22 protein-coding genes and 1 other RNA gene are annotated in these 22,309 nt (G+C 51.6%); 11 read left to right on the top strand and 12 right to left on the bottom strand.

The window, feature by feature from the left end; genetic code table 11:
* Positions 1-312: 312 nt before the first annotated feature.
* Positions 313-663: a gliding motility protein GldC gene (gene gldC / locus EFA69_RS18510; protein WP_123134538.1), complete on the top strand. Its 351-nt coding sequence runs from the start codon at positions 313-315 to the stop codon at positions 661-663.
* 71 nt (positions 664-734) lie between these two features.
* On the opposite strand, the gene EFA69_RS18505 is transcribed toward gldC, so the two are convergent.
* From EFA69_RS18505 to guaA, 11 genes are all read right to left on the bottom strand, one after another.
* Positions 735-1,214: a hypothetical protein gene (locus EFA69_RS18505; RefSeq protein WP_123134537.1), complete on the bottom strand. Its 480-nt coding sequence runs from the start codon at positions 1,212-1,214 to the stop codon at positions 735-737.
* A 234-nt stretch (positions 1,215-1,448) separates the two neighbouring features.
* Entirely contained in the window at positions 1,449-1,985 is a 537-nt protein-coding gene (dcd, locus tag EFA69_RS18500) for a dCTP deaminase (RefSeq protein ID WP_123134536.1), read from the bottom strand.
* Positions 1,986-2,154: 169 nt separating this feature from the next.
* A complete protein-coding gene (locus tag EFA69_RS18495) occupies positions 2,155-3,144 on the bottom strand; it encodes a glycoside hydrolase family 5 protein (protein ID WP_245964631.1) in 990 nt (329 codons plus the stop codon).
* A 286-nt stretch (positions 3,145-3,430) separates the two neighbouring features.
* On the bottom strand, positions 3,431-3,796 hold the full coding sequence (locus EFA69_RS18485) for a DsrE family protein (RefSeq protein WP_123134914.1): 366 nt from the start codon (positions 3,794-3,796) through the stop codon (positions 3,431-3,433).
* 85 nt (positions 3,797-3,881) lie between these two features.
* Complete coding sequence (locus EFA69_RS18480; protein ID WP_123134534.1) at positions 3,882-4,919, bottom strand: TQO small subunit DoxD; 1,038 nt, start codon at positions 4,917-4,919, stop codon at positions 3,882-3,884.
* A 56-nt stretch (positions 4,920-4,975) separates the two neighbouring features.
* Positions 4,976-5,365, bottom strand: a complete 390-nt coding sequence (locus EFA69_RS20160; protein ID WP_148041414.1) for a hypothetical protein — start codon at positions 5,363-5,365, stop codon at positions 4,976-4,978.
* Positions 5,366-5,528: 163 nt separating this feature from the next.
* Positions 5,529-5,933: an acyl-CoA thioesterase gene (locus tag EFA69_RS18475; RefSeq protein WP_123134533.1), complete on the bottom strand. Its 405-nt coding sequence runs from the start codon at positions 5,931-5,933 to the stop codon at positions 5,529-5,531.
* Positions 5,934-6,016: 83 nt separating this feature from the next.
* Positions 6,017-7,336 carry an NCS2 family permease gene (locus tag EFA69_RS18470; protein ID WP_123134532.1) on the bottom strand — a complete coding sequence of 440 codons (1,320 nt, stop codon included), beginning with the start codon at positions 7,334-7,336 and terminating at the stop codon, positions 6,017-6,019.
* 228 nt (positions 7,337-7,564) lie between these two features.
* A complete protein-coding gene (gene hemL / locus EFA69_RS18465; protein ID WP_123134531.1) occupies positions 7,565-8,863 on the bottom strand; it encodes a glutamate-1-semialdehyde 2,1-aminomutase in 1,299 nt (432 codons plus the stop codon).
* A 111-nt stretch (positions 8,864-8,974) separates the two neighbouring features.
* Entirely contained in the window at positions 8,975-10,666 is a 1,692-nt protein-coding gene (locus EFA69_RS18460) for an ABC transporter substrate-binding protein (protein ID WP_123134530.1), read from the bottom strand.
* A gap of 27 nt (positions 10,667-10,693) precedes the next feature.
* The gene (gene guaA / locus EFA69_RS18455; RefSeq protein ID WP_123134529.1) at positions 10,694-12,223 is read right to left on the bottom strand and encodes a glutamine-hydrolyzing GMP synthase; all 1,530 of its coding nucleotides are present in this window, start codon (positions 12,221-12,223) and stop codon (positions 10,694-10,696) included.
* Between the two features lie 255 nt (positions 12,224-12,478).
* On the opposite strand from guaA, the gene EFA69_RS18450 reads away from it, so the two are divergent.
* The 6 genes from EFA69_RS18450 (at position 12,479) to EFA69_RS18425 (ending at position 16,927) form a co-directional block, all read left to right on the top strand.
* Entirely contained in the window at positions 12,479-13,138 is a 660-nt protein-coding gene (locus tag EFA69_RS18450; RefSeq protein WP_148041413.1) for a hypothetical protein, read from the top strand.
* 164 nt (positions 13,139-13,302) lie between these two features.
* Positions 13,303-13,402: signal recognition particle sRNA small type (gene ffs / locus EFA69_RS18445), an RNA gene on the top strand.
* 895 nt (positions 13,403-14,297) lie between these two features.
* Positions 14,298-14,954, top strand: coding sequence for a fructose-6-phosphate aldolase (fsa, locus tag EFA69_RS18440; protein ID WP_123134527.1), 657 nt, complete (start codon positions 14,298-14,300; stop codon positions 14,952-14,954).
* Between the two features lie 91 nt (positions 14,955-15,045).
* Positions 15,046-15,249 (top strand): fructose-6-phosphate aldolase, encoded by a 204-nt coding sequence (locus tag EFA69_RS18435; RefSeq protein WP_123134526.1) that lies wholly within the window; start codon positions 15,046-15,048, stop codon positions 15,247-15,249.
* 90 nt (positions 15,250-15,339) lie between these two features.
* Positions 15,340-16,050 (top strand): cell division ATP-binding protein FtsE, encoded by a 711-nt coding sequence (locus tag EFA69_RS18430; protein ID WP_123134913.1) that lies wholly within the window; start codon positions 15,340-15,342, stop codon positions 16,048-16,050.
* Entirely contained in the window at positions 16,040-16,927 is an 888-nt protein-coding gene (locus EFA69_RS18425) for a glycosyltransferase family 2 protein (protein ID WP_123134525.1), read from the top strand. Before EFA69_RS18430 ends, EFA69_RS18425 begins: the two co-directional genes overlap by 11 nt.
* A 106-nt stretch (positions 16,928-17,033) precedes the next feature.
* Here the strand turns inward: EFA69_RS18425 and EFA69_RS18420 are convergent, their stop codons facing one another.
* Positions 17,034-17,891 (bottom strand): DUF6565 domain-containing protein, encoded by an 858-nt coding sequence (locus EFA69_RS18420; RefSeq protein WP_123134524.1) that lies wholly within the window; start codon positions 17,889-17,891, stop codon positions 17,034-17,036.
* Positions 17,892-18,119: 228 nt separating this feature from the next.
* On the opposite strand from EFA69_RS18420, the gene EFA69_RS18415 reads away from it, so the two are divergent.
* The 4 genes from EFA69_RS18415 (at position 18,120) to EFA69_RS18400 (ending at position 22,273) form a co-directional block, all read left to right on the top strand.
* Positions 18,120-19,250 carry a DegT/DnrJ/EryC1/StrS family aminotransferase gene (locus tag EFA69_RS18415; RefSeq protein WP_123134523.1) on the top strand — a complete coding sequence of 377 codons (1,131 nt, stop codon included), beginning with the start codon at positions 18,120-18,122 and terminating at the stop codon, positions 19,248-19,250.
* A gap of 117 nt (positions 19,251-19,367) precedes the next feature.
* Positions 19,368-20,390 (top strand): Gfo/Idh/MocA family protein, encoded by a 1,023-nt coding sequence (locus EFA69_RS18410; RefSeq protein WP_123134522.1) that lies wholly within the window; start codon positions 19,368-19,370, stop codon positions 20,388-20,390.
* 104 nt (positions 20,391-20,494) lie between these two features.
* Positions 20,495-21,181, top strand: a complete 687-nt coding sequence (locus tag EFA69_RS18405) for a class I SAM-dependent methyltransferase (RefSeq protein WP_123134521.1) — start codon at positions 20,495-20,497, stop codon at positions 21,179-21,181.
* A 21-nt stretch (positions 21,182-21,202) separates the two neighbouring features.
* On the top strand, positions 21,203-22,273 hold the full coding sequence (locus EFA69_RS18400; RefSeq protein ID WP_123134520.1) for a glycosyltransferase family 4 protein: 1,071 nt from the start codon (positions 21,203-21,205) through the stop codon (positions 22,271-22,273).
* Positions 22,274-22,309: the final 36 nt, after the last annotated feature.

The following is a 22,309-nucleotide window of genomic DNA, read 5'->3' as shown; positions in this document are numbered from 1 at the left end:
TTTTTTTTACGGAACAGGTTCTAGATTAAATCTTCTGGAGAGGTTTTTAGCGCTAAAGGCAGGAGCAGCCCAATAAAGGACACTCTTACCAAACTAAATTTACGTTTAGAGGCTCTTTTTCCAAAAACAGGCGCTAAACAACGAAGAGAGAATTTATCTTTTTAGAGTCCTTAAATAAGAGAGTTGTTGAAGGCTCCCTACCAGACTAAGTGAAGTATAAAGGAAGGAACCGGTGAATCTGCTTGCATTACTGAAAAACGTTTTACCTTTGTGGTTTGAACGCACACGCTTGGCGTGAAATCAATGAAACAGATGAAAAAATCAGAAATACACTTCAGCATTGCCTTAGATGATCAGCACGTTCCGGAGGCCATTAGCTGGACCGCCACCGATGCGGGCAAAGACATTCACTTCGCTAAAGCCATCAATATTTCCCTCTGGGACCGCAATGACTCTGGTACCATGAAGATTGATCTCTGGACCAAGGACATGCCCGTAGATGAGATGAAATACTTCACCATTGATACCATTGGGGCCATGGCGCAGAGCATTGAAACCGCCACCAGCGATAAAATGATGGCAGAGAAGATGAGAAGCCTTTGCCAGGAACTCATTCAGCACGTGGAGGAGCAACAGAAGCGTAACGCCCAGAGCCCGCTGTAAGTAGTTCCATTGCCTTATACAACAGAAAAGCCGCCCTTTGTAGAGCGGCTTTTCTGTTGTTAGTAATATCATTAGTTTCTAGGTGATGCCTCTTTGATGACGGCTGTCTCTGGCTGGGAGAACGTGCGCTTGGCATCGGCTTTGTCTTGTGCCACTAGCGTTTTGGCTACCTTACCGTTCTGTTTCTGGAGGAGAACGGCGTACTCGCGGTCATAGGTGTTGAAGCTTTTACGGGAGCCGTAATACTGTGAGTATTGGGCTGTGCTCAGCAGGTTTTCCAGCTCAACGTCGCGCTCTTTACAAACCCCGTTGATACATTTTTCCAGCTCTTTAGGATTGTTGGCGTGCATCTCCTCAAACTCCACCATCTTCTTGGCGTTTTTGAGGTTGATTTCCCGCAGCTTCCGAGACTGGTAGTTATTCAACTGCAGTTCCCTGATCATTTTATCAGATAGGTTCTTGGCACGTTGCTCTGCGGTGGTGCCGCTTTGCGCAAAAGAGGCAATACTTACAAACAGAACAAGTACTAAGGTATACGCAAATCTTTTCATGGTTCTTTCAGTTTTGAGGTTTCTACACAATTCCCGTGCCATCTATTTTAGAACAAAACCGAAGGCGAAAAAGTTGGCTATCTGAAAAAAGAACGTGGAAAGAAGCTATTTGTTTCTCATAGATCCCATATTGAACCCGCTGAGAATAAAGTTCTTGCTCTATTGCAAAACTCTTCTAAAATTTCTTCAAAATTGAGAGCATCGAACTGAAAAACAGGGGTAACAGCGCCAGCGTTAGAATTTATTCTTCCACATCATTGACTCCACCGGGTACACTGAGCGCTGATTATATTTGGCGTTGCTTTTCTGGTTGTAGTAGTTCTCAATGCCGCCGTTCACCACAAAGTAGATCAATTGGCCAATAGGCATGTTGTGGTACACGCGCACTTTCTGGCTTACAGAGATCTCCAGCGTCCAGTGGTTGCAGAACCCTACGTCTCCCTTTCCGGCGGTGGCATGAATGTCTATTCCCAGGCGTCCCACGCTGGATTTCCCCTCCAGGAACGGCACGTGGGCATGGGTCTCCGTGTATTCCTCGGTCACGCCTAAATAAAGTTTGCCCGGCTCTAGCACGTAACCTTCCTCAGGTATCTCAAAGACTTCAATCTGGTTGTGTTGGCGGGCATCCAGCACTTCGTCTTTGTACATGGCCAGGTATTTCCCCAGATGCACGTCATAGGAATTGGTGCCCAGGCAGGTGCGGTCATACGGCTCAATCAGAATAGTGCCTTTCTCAATTTCTTCCAGAATCTGACGGTCGGTGAGGATCATGCGGTTGGTGCTTGTTTTGAAGATGCAAGGTACGGGTAAAATCTATTTCTTACCACCGATGCGCCTGTGCGAAAGCGTTTTTGGCATCTTTTTCCCAAAACAAAGCCAAAACGCCCGCTGCTGCCAAATAGGGCAACGGCGGGCGTTTAATACGCACCAGTGGGGGCGCTTATTTCCGGTTGGGGCGGTTATACTTGCGTAGGAGCGCCCTGGTTTTAAGGCCAGATGGCTTCAGGTCACTGTCTTTCCAGTTTCCGGTGGCCGCCGCCGAAGGAAGTAGCACGGAGCAGGTTTCGTCTTTGTCTGACACCGACCAGGTGACCCAACTGATTTTCCGCTGCTCGGCCCAATCAATCCATTTCTGCCATTCGGTTTCATTTAGCGGTCCGTCTCCCGTAGCCTCCATGCCCGCCGATTCTGAGATAAAAATAGGAAGCCCTTTTTTCAGGGCGTAATCGGCGCGGTCGCGGAGTTCCTGTTTATGGGTGGCAGCGTAGAAATGCAGGGTGTACATAATGTTGCTAACTCCCTTAATAGGATCATCGGCGGCCAGGTGCACATCCTGGTCCCAGTGCGGGGTGCCCACCAGAATGAGGTTGTCTGGGTCTATGGCCCTTATGGTGGAGATAAGTTCCTGGGAATAGGCTCTTACCTGCGGCCAGGTTTCCTCATCGGGTTCATTGAAGATCTCGTAGATCACGTGCGGGTGCTTACCGTAGGTCTGGGCCATTTCCTGGAAAAACGCTTTAGCCTCCGGTAGGTTGATGTTGTGGCTGTGCCAGTCAATGATCACGTACAGGTCTTCTTTGATGGCCGCCTCTACCACCGTTTTAATTCGCTCTTTAGACCACTCAGGCTTTTGAAGATAACCGTTGTTGGGTTCCACACCCATGGCCGCCCTCACCACATTTACGTTCCAGTCTTTCTTGAGCCAGCTCACCGTCTGGGGCGTGTAGAACCTCGGCCAGAAATTGTGCCACCCGAAGCTCATGCCCCGCAGCATCATCGGGTTGCCCGCTTTGTCTTTCAGTTGGGTTCCCTCCACGCGTAAGGCACCGTGTTCTTTCACCGTTTGCCCAGCTGCCAAAAAACTGGCACCGCAGAGAAGGAGGGAAGCAAATGCTTTCTTAAGAGTCATCTTGACAGCTTGTTTAGTCATACCATAAAATAATGATTTTTCCTGAAGCGAGATATAGCACTTCTTTAGCATTCTTTTGCCATTCCTGCCTTATAGTCTGATCTACGTGATGTGAATGCCTGTTTAGCACTCCCGTAGCTGTCAAACCCGCAAAACCCGTGTTGGTAGCATTCTTTAGGTTTAGCGGCTCTTTTTTCAAAAAAAGGCTTAAATCAAGCTATAATGCCTTTTATCTTTTCTGATTACTAGAGAGGTACAAAAGAGCAGGCGCAATAAGCTGCGCCTGCTCTTCTCTAAAAAGGGTGTTCTAAAAGCCCACTTTGATATAGCTCCAGCCCTCACTTTGCCGTACAATCACATGCGCAATGCCTGCCGGAATGATCTGGCTAAAAGGAAGCAACCGATCAGGTGCTATCTTTTTTTCCTGCAGTGTGTTTTGGCAAACTAGAAATAAAACACCTTTGCGGTGGAGTGACTCCAGGTTGTTTTTGAGCGGAGATTCCTGAAGGAGCAGCTCAATGCCCGGGCCGTGTACCACCACTTCCGTTTGAATGTTTCCTTTCTCAAAAGCAGTGAGCAGGTTGTTCAGTTGCTTCACCATCGCTTTATGGACAAGCGGGTCATGGTTAGAAAGTTGGAAGACTACCTTTTGCTGTTTCGTATTATTTCCCATAGTTTGGGCAGTTATAGTTTTAGCAGGAAACAAGGCGACGACAATGAAAATGACCGATCTAAGAATACTGTTCATGTTGATAGCCTTATAAGATGATGGTATCTTCCCACGTTGCCCCGCTTATGTCCGTCAGCTGGAGCAGGTATTCTCCGGCTGGCAGGTTTTGTAATGCTTCCTCCCTGAAAAGGAGTTCAGCTTTGGCTCCCAACGGAATCTCCAGACTATGTTTCCCGGGTTTTATTTTGGCAACATAGTGGTTTTGGATGTAGGATTTGGATAGTGCCGCTAATGCTTCTCCGTCTTTCGCCAGTAAAACATTGCCCGCTTTGTCTTTCAGGGAGATCCCAATCAGGAAGGAACCATATACATCTGCGCCCTCAACTCTGGATAAAGTAAAAGAGAGCTGCCCCTGCTTGATGGAAGTACCTGAAATCTCCAACTTCGGCTTCACCGACTTGTTGTGCAGTGTACCCCAAATACCCCCGTGGAAATATTGATTGGTGAAAAGAGTGAGCAACAGAATAAGAACGGCTCCTGCAAAACCAATGTGATGCAACCTGTTTTGAGGCAGCGGTATTGGACCGGAGCCAAACCAGGCAAACCATTTCTGGCGCGTAAATGGCTCTGCGGTGGCAGATAGCCAATAGTCCAAAGAGTGCCTGCCGCTGCCGGAAAGAAAGATGGTAAAGCCAGCCGCAATTCCCAAAACGCCTATTTGCCACTCGTCCAGGCAGGTAGTCCCCAGCCAACCCGCTCCCAGTAGTATTCCCATGGCCAGACCGAACACGCCAATACTCATGAATCGGGTGAACAGTCCCAGCAGGAAAAATAAACCCACAATGGCCTCTGTGATGGTAAAAATGGTCATTGCCCACCACAGCGCCTCCGGGTGGGTGACCAGGTATTCAATGATAGGTTTGATGCCCAAGGCATTGGGTAAGAAATGGTTGAACTTCTCGCCAATGTAGCCTGCGGTGTCAGGGTCTAATTTGTTTTCTAAGACCAGTCTGCGCCAGAAGGCGGAGAAGTAAGTCCAGCCCACCACCAAACGGAGCGACAGGGTGAACAACCCAGCCATATAGTATGGCTGGGAATCTTTGATTCCAGAAGATAAATGCTGCATGTTATGTATAAAAAGGTGAAAAAATGACGCAAAAAGTCCTCATAGAGGAGTACCTGCTACGCCAATAGTTTCAGTTTTTTATACATAAGGTAGAGAGGAACAGACGATGCCGATGGCCCGTCTGAAGAAGCAAGAATAGGCCTCTTGCCAGACAGCCGAAGGAACTGCCGGGTTGGAAGGCTAAGGAAAGGGGGAACAAGGGCTTGTTGATGATCATGTTGATGGTTCAGGCTACTGACCGTTGCCTGATCAGGTGCACCTGGGCAGTGGTCGCTTGACTGAACAGTGGCTTTGGCCACATTGAGGGTACTTACTGCCGCTACGTCTAGGGTTTCCTGCACCGCCTTCCGGATAGAGCAGGAGGAGAAAAGCGTCAATACAAGCAGAAAGGCCAGGCTAAGGAACCGGGCTAGAACTTTATGCTTATCTGGTAATTGACTGGTCATGCCTGTATAGACGGGGGAAGCAGCAGGAAGGAAACAGGTTTCTTTGGCTCTTCTTTCAAGAGCAAGTATAGGGAAAATTACCTCTGGAACAAGCAGGAAATGGTTTTTAGCAGTGGAATGAGTTCCTGAAGCAAGCCAGGGGCCCACGCAATGCCCAGCTACGTCACAACAACGCCAGCATTTCCTGCTCAATCCTTCTGGGGCGAAGGGTTTGGGCATCTACCAGGCACCAGGTGGTTTTGGCGGCGGCCAGTAGCTCTTGGGTGCCGGCGCGGTAGAGGCTCACGTAGCGGTCAAACTTCGCGCCCTGGTGTTCGCCTACCCACGTGTAGCCAGTAACGGTGTCCTGGGGCATGGCGGGTTTATGAAAATCTATCTCGTGGCGGAGCACTACCCACAGGTACTTTTCCTGCATTTCTTGGGGCGCCACGTGTTCCCAGTGCGCGGCAGACACCTCCTGCACCCACCGCAGGTACACCACATTGTTCACGTGCCCCAAAGCATCAATATCAGAGGGAGTGACCGTAATGGTGAGCTGAAATTTACCAGTGTGATCTTGGGGTGACATATGCGTTTAGGCTGGTTGACATAGATGAGAAAGTGAATTTGCGTTTAGGGGCTCTTTTTCCAAAAATGGCCCCTAAACGCAAACTATTCCAAAATAAGGGCGATCACACAGAACACATCCACAATGAGCAGGGGAAGGGGAACATCTTCTTTCTTGCCCATGATCAGTTTAAGAGCCGTCCAGGAAAGGAAGCCCCAGATAATGCCTTGCGTGATGGAGTAGGAGAACGGAATGAGCACCATGGCCAGAAACGCCGGAATAGCCTCATCCAATTGCTGCCAATTGATTTTGATGACCGGTCTAACCATGAACACGCCTACCAGCACCACAGCGGGAGCGGTGGCAATGGCCGGCACCATAGACAGCAAAGGCGCCAGAAACAGGAAGGGCAGAAACAGCAGTCCGCCTACTACGGCCGTGAGCCCGGTACGCCCGCCCGCCTCAATGCCCACCGCCGATTCAATATAGGCCGTGCCGGGACTGGAACCCACCAAACCGGCCATGGTGGTCGCGAACGCATCTACCATCAGGGAGCGCTTCACGTTGCGCGGTTCGCCGCGCTCATCCAGCAGATTGGCGGCCTCGGCTAAGCCTACTAACGTGGAGAGGCTGTCAAACATATCGGTGAAGACGAAGGCAAAAATAACCGGCACCACCGACCATTGCAGCGAGTTCACCAGGTCCAACTGAAAGAAAAGGCTGAAGTCTGGGGCCGAGAAAATGCCGTTCCAGTTAATCAGCGTGGCGGGAACGCCGCCCGCAGCTTCCAATCCCCACCAGCGGCCAATAGGGTAGGCGGCCAGCGTCGTGAACAGAATGCCCAGCAGAATTCCGCCTTTCACCTGTTTGGTCACCAGTACCGCCGTGATCAATAAACCGGCAATGAAGGTGAGCACCGCCGGGGTTAATTCGCCCATGCCAATGATGGTAGCCGGATTAGAAACCACAAATTTGGCGTTGGAAAACCCGATGAGCGAGATGAACAACCCTATGCCCGCCGCAATGGCGTAGCGCAGGGGTCTGGGAATGGCCTGCACAATGTACGTGCGCACGTTAAACGCCGATAGCAGCAGAAACACAATGCCGGACCAGAACACCGCCCCCAAAGCCACGGGCCACGGCACCTTCATACCCAAAACCGCCGTGAAGGTGAAGAACGCGTTCAAACCCATACCCGGCGCCACCAGAATAGGGTTCTTGGCGTACAGCCCCATCATGCAACTGCTGAAGAAACAGACCAGTACCGTAGCCGTGAGTACCGCTGAAAAAGGCATGCCCGCCTGGCTCAGGATGCTGGGGTTCACAACAATGATGTAAGACGTGGCCAGAAACGAAGAGATGCCGGCAATGATCTCGGTTTGCAGGGTGGTGCCGTTCTTCTTCAGGTCAAAATAGGAAGCCATGGGTGAGATAGGGTGATAATAAGAAAGGTACGTAAAAAGGAAAAGAACTGTAAATACAATGGTATTGCGGATGACAGTTGGGTTTGCGTTTAGGGGCTGTTTTTGGAAAAAGAGGCCCTAAACGCGAAGAGGGGAGGTAACCGTTGGAAAGGCTTCATTCCTCTATAAAAGCAACAGCGGCACCTGACTGCCCAAGTGCCGCTGCTTCATTCAATGCCAATGTACTTCCTAAGCCTGTATTGCTTTCAGGGCTTGCAGGTTAGCGGCAAGGTACTGATCGGCTAATTCTTCGGTGATGGCCGCGGAAACGAACAAGGTCTCAAACTGCGACGGCGCCAGGTAAATGCCCCGCTGCAGCATCTCATGGAAATATTTCCCGAACAACTGTAAGTCTGAGGTCTTCGCCGAGGCGAAATCAGTGACCGGCTGCTCCGTGAAGAACAAGCTGTACATGGAGCCTACCTGGTTGATGGTGTAGTTCAGCCCCAGTTGCTGCATATTCTGCTTTGTGCCGCTCACCAGTTTATCTGTGATGTGCTGGAGCTGCGTGTATACTTCCGGATGCTCGTTCAGGTACGTGAGAGCCGCCATCCCCGCTGACATGGCGATGGGGTTACCGGAGAGAGTACCTGCCTGATACACCGGTCCGGCCGGGGCCACGGCGTTCATGATCTCCAGCTTTCCGCCGTAGGCACCCACAGGCATGCCGCCGCCAATGATCTTGCCCAACGTAGTCATGTCTGGCGTTACCCCGAACAACTCCTGCGCTCCGCCTCTGGCTAAACGGAAACCAGTCATTACCTCGTCAAAGATGAGCACGATTCCTTCTTTGGTGCAGAGATCGCGGAGGCCTTGCAGGAAGCCCTGGGCGGGCGGAACCAAGCCCATGTTCCCCACTACCGGCTCCAGAATGATGGCCGCAATTTGGGCTGGGTTGGCCTCTATAAGCGTTTGTATGGCCGCTAAATCATTGTACGGAGCGGTAAGGGTGTCATTGGCCACGCCTTTGGTTACCCCGGGGCTGTCTGGTACGCCCAAGGTCACCGCACCGCTTCCGGCGGCAATCAGAAAAGAATCGCCATGGCCGTGGTAGCAGCCTTCAAACTTGATGATCTTGTCCCGGCCGGTATAGCCCCGCGCTACCCGTATGGCGCTCATGGTGGCCTCCGTGCCGGAGTTTACCATGCGTACTTTCTCCACCCCCTGAATCATGCTGATGATGAGCTCGGCCATCTCTACTTCACGGCGGGTGGGAGCTCCAAAAGATAGAGAGCCAGGCAAGGCATCACGCACGGCTTTCTCAATGACTTCGTGGGCGTGCCCCAGAATCATGGGTCCCCAGGAATTGATTAAGTCCAGGTATTGATTTCCGTCTTCATCAAAGAGATAGGCACCTTTGGCCGAGGTCATAAACAGGGGCTGGCCGCCCACTGCCCTAAACGCCCGCACCGGCGAGTTAACGCCTCCGGGAATGGATTGCTGGGCCCGTTGAAACAGTTCTTGACTGGTGGTATGGGTAAGTGACATGGTTAAAGTAGATTGGGTGGAGGAGTGGCAGCGGAAAGGAGAGAAAAAAAGGTGAAGCAAAAAGCTGGCTCTATTCCTTTCGCCTTTCCGCCATCGGCACTCAATTGATAATTAAAACACCGGATTCACTACCAGCACGCGACCATTCTCCAATTTAAGGATGGGTACGTATTGGTTGTCCTGGGTTTGTTTAGCAGTGGCATTGTTCAGATAGCCTATTCCCTGGTAGAAAGTGCCGGGCTGTACGCCGCTAAGTTTGGGTGGGGCGGCATAACCGTTTTCCTGCAACTGCCGGCCATAGTAGTTCATAAGCTCAAAACCACTATAGGTGAACGAGGAGGGAGGCAATTTATACTTGGCCGCGTAGGCTTGCCTGAATTGCTGCACCGTGGGGTTCTCTGCATCTATGAACTTAGGCGCCAGGAAGTAAAATTCCAGAAAGTCTAGCTGTGAGAGGCTGATCTGCGGATGCTCCAGCCACGCCTGCGGTACCAGAACCGGCACTTTAGAGGCACGTTGCTCCAGATAACTCACGGTGTTGGTAGCCACGTTCTGGGCAGTAGACTGAATCACCAGAGCTCCCAGATCTTTCAGGTTTACATTGCCCAAAATGCCACTGATGCCGGCTCCGGTTTTAGAATTGATTTTCTGCGCCACCAGCACTTTCCCTCCCAGGGCGGTATAAGTACGCCGGAAGTTACCGGCAAAGGTGGTGTCGTCTTTGCCGCTATCAAAAATGAGAACAGCCGTTTTCTTAGGGAACGTCTGGTACGCGTACGCCGCGGCCCGTTGTCCCTGAGTAGCGACAGAGGCTTCCATGAGGTAGAGATATGGGTTGCCTTTAGTTACCTCCAGATCATCTGAAAAAGGATTGACCATGTTCAGGTTGCGCTGCTGGGCTATCTTGGCGGCAACGGCACTGTTGCTTTTGTAGATAGGCCCCACCACCAGATCCATAGATGCCAGTTCTGGCAGCTCCATCACTTTCCGTACCTGGGCAGTATCGTTTTTAGTATCATAGGGGTAAATGTTTACCCGTACGCCCCGCTTCTGCAGAGAGTCCTGTGCCGACAGCATGCCCGCGTAGAAGTCTGTGATGAAAAGGTTCTTCTTGTCTACCCGCACCCCGTTCTCAGGCAGCTGGAAGGGGAGAAGCACCGCCACATTGTACTCATTCTTCTTGATGTTGGCTGAGCGCTGCAAATAGCTCCTGTCCAGTTTGAAGCGGTTCACGATTCCCTCCAGCTGACTTCTGTCCTGCTCCGTGAACCAGCCGCTCACCAGTTTGTCTGCGTAGGTTTTTGACAAAGTGGCATCATCTGCGAACTGGCGCAGCAGGTATTGGAACGTGGCCTTGTCGGGGAGCTGCAGCAGGTAGTGGCGCTTCATGTTGGCCACCTCATCCTGCAGAGTGTTCCCCTGAATGGCCGCCAACGCATTAAGCGCCCGCAGGTATTCTTTCTTCTCAAACAGGATATACCCGTGCAGGTACTGCGCATCGGCGAGGCCGCCCCAGGTGGGGTGCCCGCTGATGAGCTGGGTGAGCATTTTATCGGCCTCAGACCATTTTTTGTTTCTGGAGGCGGCCACGCTGTACAGGTAAGCGGCATCTGGCGCATAGGTTTTCCCGGTGGCGGCAGTGGTGAGGGGCAGAAGCTCGGCCATGGCCAATTCATACTTCTGCTGGTCAACCAAAAGCCGCCCGTTTTCCAGGCGGGTGCTCAATTCACCGTTGCTTTGCGCCTGCACGTTCCAACCCAGGGACAAGCCCAGTAACGCCGACAGAACAATTCGTTTTTTCATCTCTTTCAGAATAGTAAGCCTAACACGCTATTCCCACTCAATAGTAGCTGGTGGTTTAGAGCTGATGTCATAGACCACGCGGTTTACCCCGCGCACCTTATTGATGATCTCATTGGAGACATCTGCCAGAAACTCATACGGCAAATGGCACCAGTCGGCGGTCATGCCGTCTACGCTGGTAACGGCGCGCAGGGCCACCACGCGCTCATAGGTGCGCTCATCGCCCATCACGCCTACACTCTGGATAGGCAATAGCATAGCACCCGCCTGCCAAACCTGGTCGTACAGGCCGGTTTTCTTCAGAGACGAGATAAAGATGTGGTCTACTTCCTGTAAGATGGCTACTTTCTCCGGGGTGATGTCGCCTAAGATACGGATGGCCAATCCGGGACCCGGGAAGGGGTGCCGACCGATGATATTCTCAGAAATTCCCAGGGTTTTGCCCACCAGGCGCACCTCGTCTTTGAACAAGGTCTTGAGCGGCTCCACCACTTTCAGTTTCATGTAATCTGGCAAACCGCCTACGTTGTGGTGCGATTTAATGGTAGCCGATGGCCCTTTCACCGAAACTGACTCGATCACGTCTGGGTAAATGGTGCCCTGGCCCAGCCATTTGGCGTCTTCCACCTGGTGCGATTCCTGGTCAAACACATCCACGAAGATCTTGCCAATGGCTTTGCGTTTGGCTTCGGGGTCTGTGAGGCCGGCCAACGCGGTGTAGAATTGGTCTTTGGCATCTACGCCTTTCACGTTGAGGCCCATGTCTTTATAGGAGTGCAACACATCCTCAAACTCATTCTTACGCAGCAATCCGTTGTCCACGAAGATGCAGTACAGATTCTTTCCAATAGCCTGGTGAATGAGCATGGCCGCCACACTGGAGTCTACCCCGCCTGAAAGGCCCAGGATCACTTTATCGTTGCCAATCTGTTCGCGCAGCTCGGCTACGGTGCTTTCAATGAATTGATCTGGGGTCCAGTCCTGGGCGCAGCCGCAGATGTGCACCACAAAGTTTCTGAGCAAGCGCTTGCCTTCTGTGGAGTGCGTAACCTCTGGGTGGAACTGAATGCCGTAGGTTTCCTGGTCTTTTACTTTATAGGCGGCTACCTGCACAGATTCTGTGCTGGCGATGATTTCAAAATTGTCGGCGATGCGTTTGATGGTATCGCCGTGGCTCATCCACACCTGGGAGTCTAAGGTGATTTCTTTGAACAGGCGGTTGTGCTGGTCTACGTAGTTGAGCTTTGCTCTTCCGTATTCTCTAATGGTAGAGGCAATGACCTCGCCGCCGCCTTCCTGTGCCATGAGCTGCGCCCCGTAGCAAACGCCCAACACCGGCAGATTGCCCAAAAACGGCGTCAGGTCTGGGTTAGGGTAATCAACATCCCGCACAGAGCATGGACTCCCCGAAAGGATGACCCCTTTCAGATCTGGGGTAAGCTCCGGAACTTTGTTGAACGGATGGATTTCGCAGTAAACATTGAGCTCGCGAACGCGACGGGCAATCAGTTGGGTGTACTGGGACCCGAAATCGAGAATGAGAATTTTTTCTGGCATGTGCAAAGGTAAGAGCCCTAACTAAAACTTGAAAGCTAAAAATAAAGAGTTATGTCTTTGCCGCGGCGGATAGGGGCAAGGGGATACCGCTTTGTCTCTAGAGAGGTTAAGCACACAGCCGCACCGCTATTCTGTCAATATCCGGCCATTCTGGCTATCTTTTGAAAGATTATCCGTAAATTTTGCACTTGAAACGAACTGTGGCAAGAAATTGGCAATGGAGAACCCGAGCTACGAAAACACAGCTACTATAAAATGAACAAAACTTTACTCATATATAAGGTGAAATCACTTTTGACAGGGCTGGCGCTCTCTCTTGCGCTGGTTTCCTGTAGTTCAGAAAGTGAGGAAGAAGAACCAGTGCTTATGGCCGCCGCCCCGCAACAGGCGAGCTTCTCTTTGGTGGACAGTATTAAGGTAGACGCTACGTTCCAGCATGCGTACGCCCATGCCTTCGCGTTGAACGGCAAAACTTACTCTATGACCGCTAATGACCAGGTAGAGGCTTTTTTCCAGGAAGACCGCCAAGGCGTGGTGCTTTATTTTAGGGCCGTCGCCAATGGGGTGGAGCGGCCTTGGGTGGCGTTCACGTTCAAAGACAGAGCCGTGAACCATTTGCCCACCACGCTATTGGCCCGGGAGGCGGGCGTGGTTTGCGTGGAAGACGGACAGAACTTCGCTGATGGCTCCACGGTGCTATCACCGGGCTGTAACGCCGTGCTGGACGGAACCATCAACCTCCACTATGACCCCGCCACCGATGTGATCAGTGGTTCCATCACTAACCTGAAGCTCCCGCTGGAATATTATGTGCCGGATTACTCTTTCCCCAACCTGGAGTCAAACGTTTTCAAGAACAGCGGCTCTAGCCGAAACCTCAGCATCTCATTCAAAAACGTAAGGCGGAAAAAATAAACAAACTTCTTTTTAAGGGAATACGCCGCAAGCCACAGGTTCTAAACTTTTAGGAATCTGTGGCTTATTGTTTATAGGCGGCCGAACGGAATGGGCTTAGCGGCTCTTTTTCTGAAAACAGGGCAAAAATAGCTTGCGGAGAAAGAAACCGTTTGTATCTTTGCAACGGCAAATCGGTACGGCCAGCTCCTACTGAACTCCCCCAGGCCCGGAAGGGAGCAAGGGTAAGTGGTTGAGCGGCGCGATACTCGGTTTGCCGCTTTTTTTGCCCATACCCCAACGGATTCTCTTCCGTTAGTGATCTCCATATCAATATTGCTTTACCCACGGCATTTGTGTTTAGGGGCTGTTTTTCCAAAAACAGCCCCTAAACACAAATGCCGTTTCCCAATCCCCAGCTGTCTCAGGATTAGCCGGGCACTCTGGTTTCAAGTTAATTTGAGAAAAACAGCCGCTAAACGGAAATCGGCGAAGACGCTAAGAGGTCTTTGTTAGTTATAAGTGTTGAGTTCTAAGTCAAGAGCCCGGTTTTGCCTTGATTTGAGAAAAACAGCCGCTAAACGGAAGAACCCACCCCTGCCCCTCCCGGGAGGGGAATCATCTGCACGAGTAAGGAAATTGCTGGGGAGCTCAGTTCATGCCGTAAGTTTTCTGCCGCCGTTACGCCAACGTTCACTTACCACCAGTGCTGCACTAGCCGCTTTCAGCCGTTATTCCCCTCCTTAGAGGGGTAGGGGTGGGTGTACTCCTGCTGAGCTTCCGTTATCTCCAGCAGAATATTTGCCTCATCCCGCAACGGCCTTTACTACCCGCACCATCTCCAGTCTTTCCCTAGAGCGCCTCGCTTGTGGCCAAGCAGGAAAGAAACTAAGAGAAAACTGCATTCACTTGGCCGCAAGGGCAGTGCGAGAGGGGAAGACGGGGCCCCGCGGCCGTGAGCGCTTACCGCCAAAGATGAAACAGCACCGCCCATAAAGCCCTAGACAAACGCCACAGCCCAGGCATTAACCCAAGAAAATCCCGTTTAGCGCCTCTTTTCAGAAAAACAGCCCCTAAACGCCCCTGCCTTTCCCTCTCTGTTTCTTGTTAAAATACTTCCCCTGCGGGTTCGGTTTTCCAAGTGGATTAAAGTAGATTTGTGTCCAAAACCATTTTTGTTATGAAATTTTTCATTGATACCGCAAATCTGAACGAAATCCGCGAAGCCCACGACCTAGGTGTATTGGACGGCGTGACCACCAACCCATCTTTGATGGCCAAAGAGGGCATTGTAGGCTATGACAACGTCATGAAGCACTACAGAGACATCTGCGAGATCGTAGACGGCGACATCAGTGCCGAAGTGATCGCCACAGATTTCGAGAATATGGTGAAAGAAGGGGATGAACTGGCCCAGCTGCACCCTAACATTGTGGTAAAAGTGCCTATGACCAGAGACGGGGTAAAGGCCATCAAATATTTCACTGACAAAGGAATCAAAACCAACTGTACGCTGGTATTCACCGCCGGACAGGCCTTGTTGGCCGCCAAAGCCGGTGCCACGTACGTGTCTCCGTTCGTGGGCCGTTTAGACGACATCGCCACCGACGGGATCGCGCTGATTGAGCAGATTGTGCAGATCTACCAGAACTACGGCTACCCAACCGAAGTATTGGCCGCGTCTGTGCGCCACGTGATGCACCTGGTGCAGTGCGCCGAGATTGGAGCCGATGTGGTAACCTGCCCATTGAACGTGATCACTGCCCTCCTGAACCACCCGCTCACCGACAGCGGCCTGGCCAAATTCCTGGCAGACCACAAAAAAGCGAACGGATAATTTAATTGAGAATTTAGAATTAGGAATTAAGAATTGGAAGGTGTTTTCAGGCATTCCTAATTCTTAATTCCTAATTCCTAATTAAAAAACGGTGTACATCATTAAGGTAAAAGGCAAGGCCAAGATTCCGGATTACATTCAGCTGCGCGATGAGAACTTCGTCCTGATTGCGTATTTCAGGGCAGACCGCCCGTTGAAGAATCTGGACCGCTATGGTCTGGAGAACAAGGAGGAGCAATTGGCTGCCCTCATCTCTGGGCTTGAGTTTGGGAAACTGCAGAAACTGGAACTCTAGTGTTCTACCTCTGAGAGGCACCGCTCCCTTTACCTTGCATGATCTTTTGCCGCTGCGCCGGCTTCCTTACCTCATAATACCTTTACCATGATGGAATTCTCGTCTAACCCTGTGGTCTTGCTGCACAAAGTCTCTATTTTCCAGGATGTGAACACCATCCTGAGCGACGTGAGTTTTGGCATTGAGAAAGGCGAGTTTGTGTACCTGGTGGGCCGAACCGGCAGCGGGAAAAGCTCCCTGCTCAAAACCCTGTACGCCGATCTTCCCCTGAAGGTGGGCACGGCCCAGGTAGCCGGTTTTAACATTCATTCCCTTACCTGGAAACAGGTTCCGTTCCTGCGCCGCAAGATCGGGATAGTGTTCCAGGACTTCCAGCTGCTCTTTGACCGCAGCGTGGCAGATAACCTCAAGTTCGTGCTCAAAGCCACCGGCTGGAGCGATAAGTCCCGAATGAAAAACCGCATCTCTGAGGTGCTCATGCGGGTAGGCCTGGATTCCGTGGCCAACAAAATGCCCCACCAGCTTTCGGGGGGGGAGCAGCAACGGGTGGTCATTGCCCGCGCCCTGCTCAACGAGCCGGTGATCCTGTTCGCCGATGAGCCTACCGGTAACCTGGACCCCGACGTGACCCAAGGCATCATGGATCTGTTCCAGGAAATCAACAACAGCGGTACGGCTATTCTCATGGCCACCCACAACCACCACATCCTGCAAAGGTTTCCGCGCCGTATCATCAAATGCGAGAGAGGCCGCGTGCTGGATTCTGCCCGTGAAGAGTTCTCGCTCTTAGATGGTATCTGAGATTTCCATTCTCATCCCGGTCTACAACCAGAACGTACTGGACCTGGTGCATACACTTCAGCAGGAAGCGCAGGCGCTTGCCGTACCCTATGAGATCAGGGTCTATGACGATGGATCCACTCCCCCCACCCGGCACCAGAACCAAGCATTAGCTCATCTGCCCTGCGTACATTACCGAGAGCTTCCCCAGAACATTGGCCGTTCGCAAATAAGAGCGCTCCTGGCCCGCGAGGCCCAATACCCAACCCTCCTTTTCCTGGACAATGATGTGCTACCCACCCGGCCAGATTTCCTGCACTCTTATTTGCAAAGTGCAGGGGAGGCGGTGACCGTGGGAGGGGTGGCGTACAAACCAAAAGCTCCTGCCGGTGCGGAACTTCGCTGGAAATACGGCAAAAACCGTGAGGAAGCCCCGGCGGCCGTACGACAAAAGACTCCCTACCAACGGGTGTTTCTTAGCAATATGCTGGTGCCCCAAACGGTTTTTCTGGAGCATTTCCCTCAGGCGGAAGTGAGCGGGTACGGGCATGAAGATACCTTGTTTGCCTGGCGGTTAGAGCAGCGGCAGATCCCGGTCTTGCACATTGATAATCCCGTTTGGCACCTGGGCCTGGAGCCCACTGATGTATACCTTCTGAAAACGCAGCAAGCTGTCCATAATCTGGTGCAGTTGCACCAACGGTACCACCTGGGCACCGGCACAAAGCTTTTCAAGGCCTATATGCGGTTTAGGAAATGGAAAGTGGAGGCCCTGTTGCAGGAAAATAGAAACTGGCTGTTCCCTCTCCTCAAAAGAAATCTGGTTTCGGCTACCCCCAATCTGCGGGCTTTTGATCTGTACCGTCTGCTGCTGTTGGCGCGTTATCTCCAGCAGTGATCCATGGGTTTAGGGGCTCTTTATCTGAAAAGAGGCCTAAAACAGAAGCCATAAAAAAAGCCTCCCATGCAGAGAGGCTTTTTCCAGGATTGAAAGGAAGGTAAGATTATTCTTTGCCGTCAAAGGCGTCGCCTACTTTCTGGCCGGCTTTCTTGGCGGTATTGCCTACGGCTTTACCGGCGTCTTTGGCAGCTTCGCCTACTTTGCTGTTAGATACATCTTTGCCAACTTCTTTGGCGTCTGAACCAAATTTAGAGGCGGTGTTGCCCACTTTGCTGGCGTTCTTCATGGTGATGTACTGGGTCTTGGCCTTGGCAATTTCCCACTTGTCTTTATCGCTTAACTGGCTCTGGATGGCATTTTTGCGGTCATCCAGCTGGTTCCAGTATTTCTCTACCGTTCTCCAATCTTCATTGCTGAAGCCAGACTTGTGTTTCTGCACGTGGGCTACAAAGTTTTCATACGCCTTCCGGATGTCGGTGGCGGTATAACTCGGGATTTTGCTTTCGTCTAAGGCAGACATGTCTACCGATGAAGTACCGGTAGTGGCCATGCCGGCGCCCTGGTGATTCATGCGCCAGGTATTGTACTGCTCTTCACGGGTAGCCCAGGCGGTGTTGTATCTAGACTGCAGTTCATCGTACTCTTTGCGGCGGTTCTCGTCAAAGTCGCCGGCGTATTGGTTAACGGCAGAATATCTGGCGTCATAATCAGCGCGGGCGGTCTCCATACGCTGGTCCCAGTCGGTGGCGGTAGAATCCCAGCCCTGTTTCACATCAGTCTCCAACTGTGAGACATAGTTCTTGTAATCCTCATACGCTTGATCGCTGGTTTGGGCAGTGCCTTGGGCGGTTTGGTTACCCTCTGCGTTTTCAGTGCGGCTACAGGCGAATTGGGCAGAAACCAAGAACAGGGAGGCCGCATAAATGAGCGTATGTTTTTTGAATAAATTAGTCTTTTTCATAGGTTGTAGCTTGTGGTTTTAATAAAGCGATCCATATTAATTTGTCTTTTAACGTGGGTATAATAAGTATGTTTCAAAAGTTGCTTACGTATACCGTATAAATACTTCTTTTGAACTTTACTAATATTCAAGAAATGCTGGGTTTGCATTGGCTGCTCTTAATATTCAGGGGTTAGAAAGCACGGTTCCCGATTCCTATCTGTATATTTGCCTGCAATATTTTTACGCATGAACCAACTCCAGATGGTGGACCTCAAGGGTCAGTACCAACGCCTTAAACCTGAGATAGACGCCGCCATGCAGGTAGTGGTAGAGAGCACAGCTTTCATCAACGGACCACAGGTGAAAACCTTCTCCCAGCATTTAGCCCAGTACCTACAGGTAGACCACGTAATTCCTTGCGCCAACGGCACAGATGCCTTGCAGATTGCGCTCATGGCCCTGGACTTGCCCGCGGGTGGTGAAGTGATTGTGCCAGCCTTCAATTATGTGGCTACCGCCGAAGTGATTGCGCTGTTGGGCCTAACCCCGGTGTTTGTGGACGTGCTGCCAGACACCTTCTGTATTGACCCCGCTAAAGTGCGTGCCGCCATCACGGAGCGAACGGTGGCCATCATGCCGGTGCATTTGTTCGGCCAGTGTGCTCCCATGGAAGAACTCATGGATTTAGCTATTGCGCAGGAATTATTTGTGATTGAAGACAATGCCCAGGCCATTGGTGCCCAATACGTAGATGCCGAGGGCAATACCTCCTTCGCCGGAACCATTGGCCATATTGGCACCACTTCGTTCTTTCCGTCTAAAAACCTGGGTTGTATGGGTGATGGCGGGGCTATTTTCACGCAGGACGAGGAACTGGCGGCGGTGTTGCAACAAATCGCTAACCACGGGCAACAGAAGAAATACCACTACTCCCGCGTAGGCGTGAATTCACGGCTAGACACCCTGCAGGCGGCATTGCTGGACGTGAAGCTGGGTCATCTGGACGATTTCATCCTCAGACGCCAGAAAGCGGCCATGTTCTATGATGCGGCCTTCGCCGAACTGGAGCAGGTCAAGATTCCAACCTTGGCTCCTTATAGTTCGCATGTGTTTCATCAGTATACCTTACAGGTGCCGGCGGAGCAACGCGAGGGGTTGAAAGCTCACCTGCAAAGCAAAGGAATTCCCAGCATGATATATTACCCGGTGCCGCTGCATTTGCACGAGGCCTATGCCTATCTGGGCTACAAAGCCAGTGATTTCCCGGTTTCGGAAGAGCTTTGCCGCAAGGTGATTTCCCTGCCCATGCACACAGAACTTACTCAAGATCAGCAGCAGTACATCACAGATGCCGTAGTGGCATTTATGAAAGTATAATAATCAATGAGTGAGGTGTAAGGAATTCTTAATTCATAATTCCCAATTCCTAATTACATTATCCTGTTTAGGGGCTCTTTTTCCAAAAACAGGCCCAAAACGCGAAAGAAGACATTCATGTCAGAGAAAATAACATTTGCCGTGATAGGCGCAGGCCATATTGGAAAACGCCACGCTACCATGGTGCAACGGCACGGGGAGGGGGAGTTGGTGGCCATGGTTGACACAGATGTGGCGCGCCAGCCGGAAGTAGAGGCTTTTGGGGTGCCGTTCTTTCAGTCTATGGAGGAGTACTTAGCCCACGGCCCCAAAGCCGATGTGATCTGCATCTGTACGCCCAACGGTTTTCACGCCCAGCAGGCCATGCTGGCCCTGGAGAACGGCAGCCACGTGGTCTGCGAGAAGCCCATGGCCCTGAGCAAGGCAGACTGTGAGCGCATCATCTACAAATCCCTGCAAACGTCTAAGCTGGTGTTCTGCGTCATGCAGAACCGCTACAGTCCGCCGTCACTCTGGCTGAAGGAAATGATCACGGAGAAGCGACTGGGCGAAATTTTCCTGGTGCAGATCAACTGTTACTGGAACCGCGACGCCCGCTACTACAAGGCCGGCACCTGGAAAGGAGACCAGACCCTGGACGGCGGTACGCTGTTCACGCAGTTCAGCCACTTTATAGACATCATGTACTGGCTCTTCGGGGATATCAAGAACATCAGCGGCCGGTTCATGGATTTCAACCACCAGCAGCTCACCGATTTTGAGGACAGCGGCCTCATCCAGTTTGAGTTCATGAACGGCGGAGCGGGTACGCTCAACTATTCCACCGCCGTCTGGGACAGCAACCTGGAGAGCAGCATGACCATCATAGGCGAGAAAGGCAGCATTAAAGTAGGCGGGCAGTACATGAACGAGGTGGAGTATTGCCACGTGCAGGATTATGTGATGCCACAACTGCCGCCCAGCAGCCCGGCCAACGACTACGGCCACTACAAAGGCAGCGCCGCCAACCACCACTTCATTTTTGAGAACGTGATAGACACCCTCAAAGGCAAAACCTTCGCTACAACCAACGCCCTGGAGGGCCTCAAAGTGGTGGAGATTATTGAACGTATTTATGAGCTGAAGGGAGTTAAGAATTGAGAAGCAGGAAGTAAGGATTAAACCAGTTTTTACTGGGCATTGATTCAGTTCTTAATTCCTTCCATTCCTTCTTAATTTTCAATTGCCAATTCTTAATTAAAAAAATGAGTGTATCTGATTTTTACGACGACTATACCGAGCAGCAGTTCAAAAAAGGCATCCACATCCGGCACCGGACTATTCTGAAGAACCTGAAGAAAGCAGGTCTCACCGCAGAAGCGAAGGTTTTGGAGATTGGCTGCGGCATTGGCACCGTGACGCACCTGCTGGCCAAGGCCACGCCTAACGGGAAAGTTCTGGCCGTAGACATCAGCCCCAAGAGCATTGACATGGCCCGCCGGTTCAACCAGCAGTTTAACCACGTGGAGTTCCAGGTGTCTGACATGATCGATTTCAGCCGCCCCGAGAAGTTTGATTTCGTGGTGCTGCCAGACGTGATTGAGCACATCCCGCTGGAGCAGCACCCCAACCTGTTCCAGGTCATCGCGCAGCACCTGCACGAAAACTCCACGGTGGCCATCAATATTCCGCATCCGCTGTACCTCACATGGGTACGGGAGCACCAACCGGAGTTATTGCAGGTGATTGACCAGCCTATCCATTCTGATGAGTTGTTGCGCAACACCTACGCCGCTGGTTTGTACCTGCACAAATTGGAAAGCTATTCTCTGTTCACGCAGGTAGAAGATTACCAGTGGATTCTCCTGAAACAGCGCCGGGTGCCGGAGACGGTCGCATCAAAATCAAAAGTGAGCCTAAAATTGCAGGACTTGGCTTCTAAGTGGTTGTAGTATTTATCTGCTTTCCTGGTTATGTCTGCCCGTAAACCCATTCTGCTTTACTTTTACCCGGCTCAGTCTTCGTTTGTGGTAAAGGACCTGGCATTGATGCAGAAGGAGTATGAGGTGCGGCACCAGGGTTTTCTGCCCGTAAAGAAGTGGCAGACGCCATTGGTCTGGCTAGGGCAGCTCTTTTTCCTGCTGCGGCATATTTGGCAAGCTCAGGCGCTGGTGTGCATGTTTGCCGGGTACCATTCCTGGTTTCCGGCTCTTTTCGGAAAAATAGCCGCTAAACCCTGTCTCATTGTGGCCGGTGGCACCGACTGCGTTTCCTTTCCCAGCATTGGGTACGGCGTGTTCGCCAACCCGGTCTTAGGACGTTTCGCTCGCTGGTCTTACCAGTTGGCCGCCCACATTGCGCCGGTGCACGAGAAACTGGTGTGGCAAGACTATACCTATCAGACTAATGACTTTCCGCACCAGGGATTTCGGTACCATTGCCCAACTCTTGTCACCCCCCATACTGTTATTTACAACGGGTACAACGCTGAGTTCTGGAAACAAGATTTCACTATAGAGCGCCAGCCCAACTCTTTCCTGACGGTTTGCGCCGGCCTGAACATGCGTTTCACCCAGCGCCTGAAAGGAGTAGATCTGATTCTGGAGGTAGCGGGCAGAGTTCCGGAGGCTACTTTCACCATTGTAGGGGCGCCAGAAGGTTTCAAGTTCCCCAACCAACCCGCCAACGTGCGACTGTTGCCCAAGATGCCTTTAGAGGATCTGAAAGCAGTATATAGCGCCCATACCTTTTACTTGCAACTTTCCATGTCAGAAGGATTCCCCAACGCCCTCAGTGAAAGCATGCTGTGCGGGTGCGTCCCCATCGTGAGCCAGGTAGGAGCCATGCCCGATCTAATTGCCGACACCGGATTTGTATTATCCCAGCGCAACATTCATTTACTGGAGAGACTTGTAAGGGAAGCTATGGAAGTTGAAAACACGCAGAAGCTGGGGCAAAAAGCACGGGAAATCATGGCCTCCCATTATCCAGAGCAGCGGCGAGAGCGGGGATTGATAGGTTTATTACAAAAATTAGTAGGTTAAAAGCTTCAGCTAGTCTCAGAGAATGTGCGTAACCAG

The sequence above is a fragment of the Rufibacter immobilis genome (genome assembly GCF_003721565.1).
In the GTDB taxonomy this organism is placed as follows: Bacteria; Bacteroidota; Bacteroidia; order Cytophagales; family Hymenobacteraceae; genus Nibribacter; species Nibribacter immobilis.
Note: the sequence above shows the minus strand (reverse complement) of the source record. Positions and strands in the feature narration are given on the sequence as shown.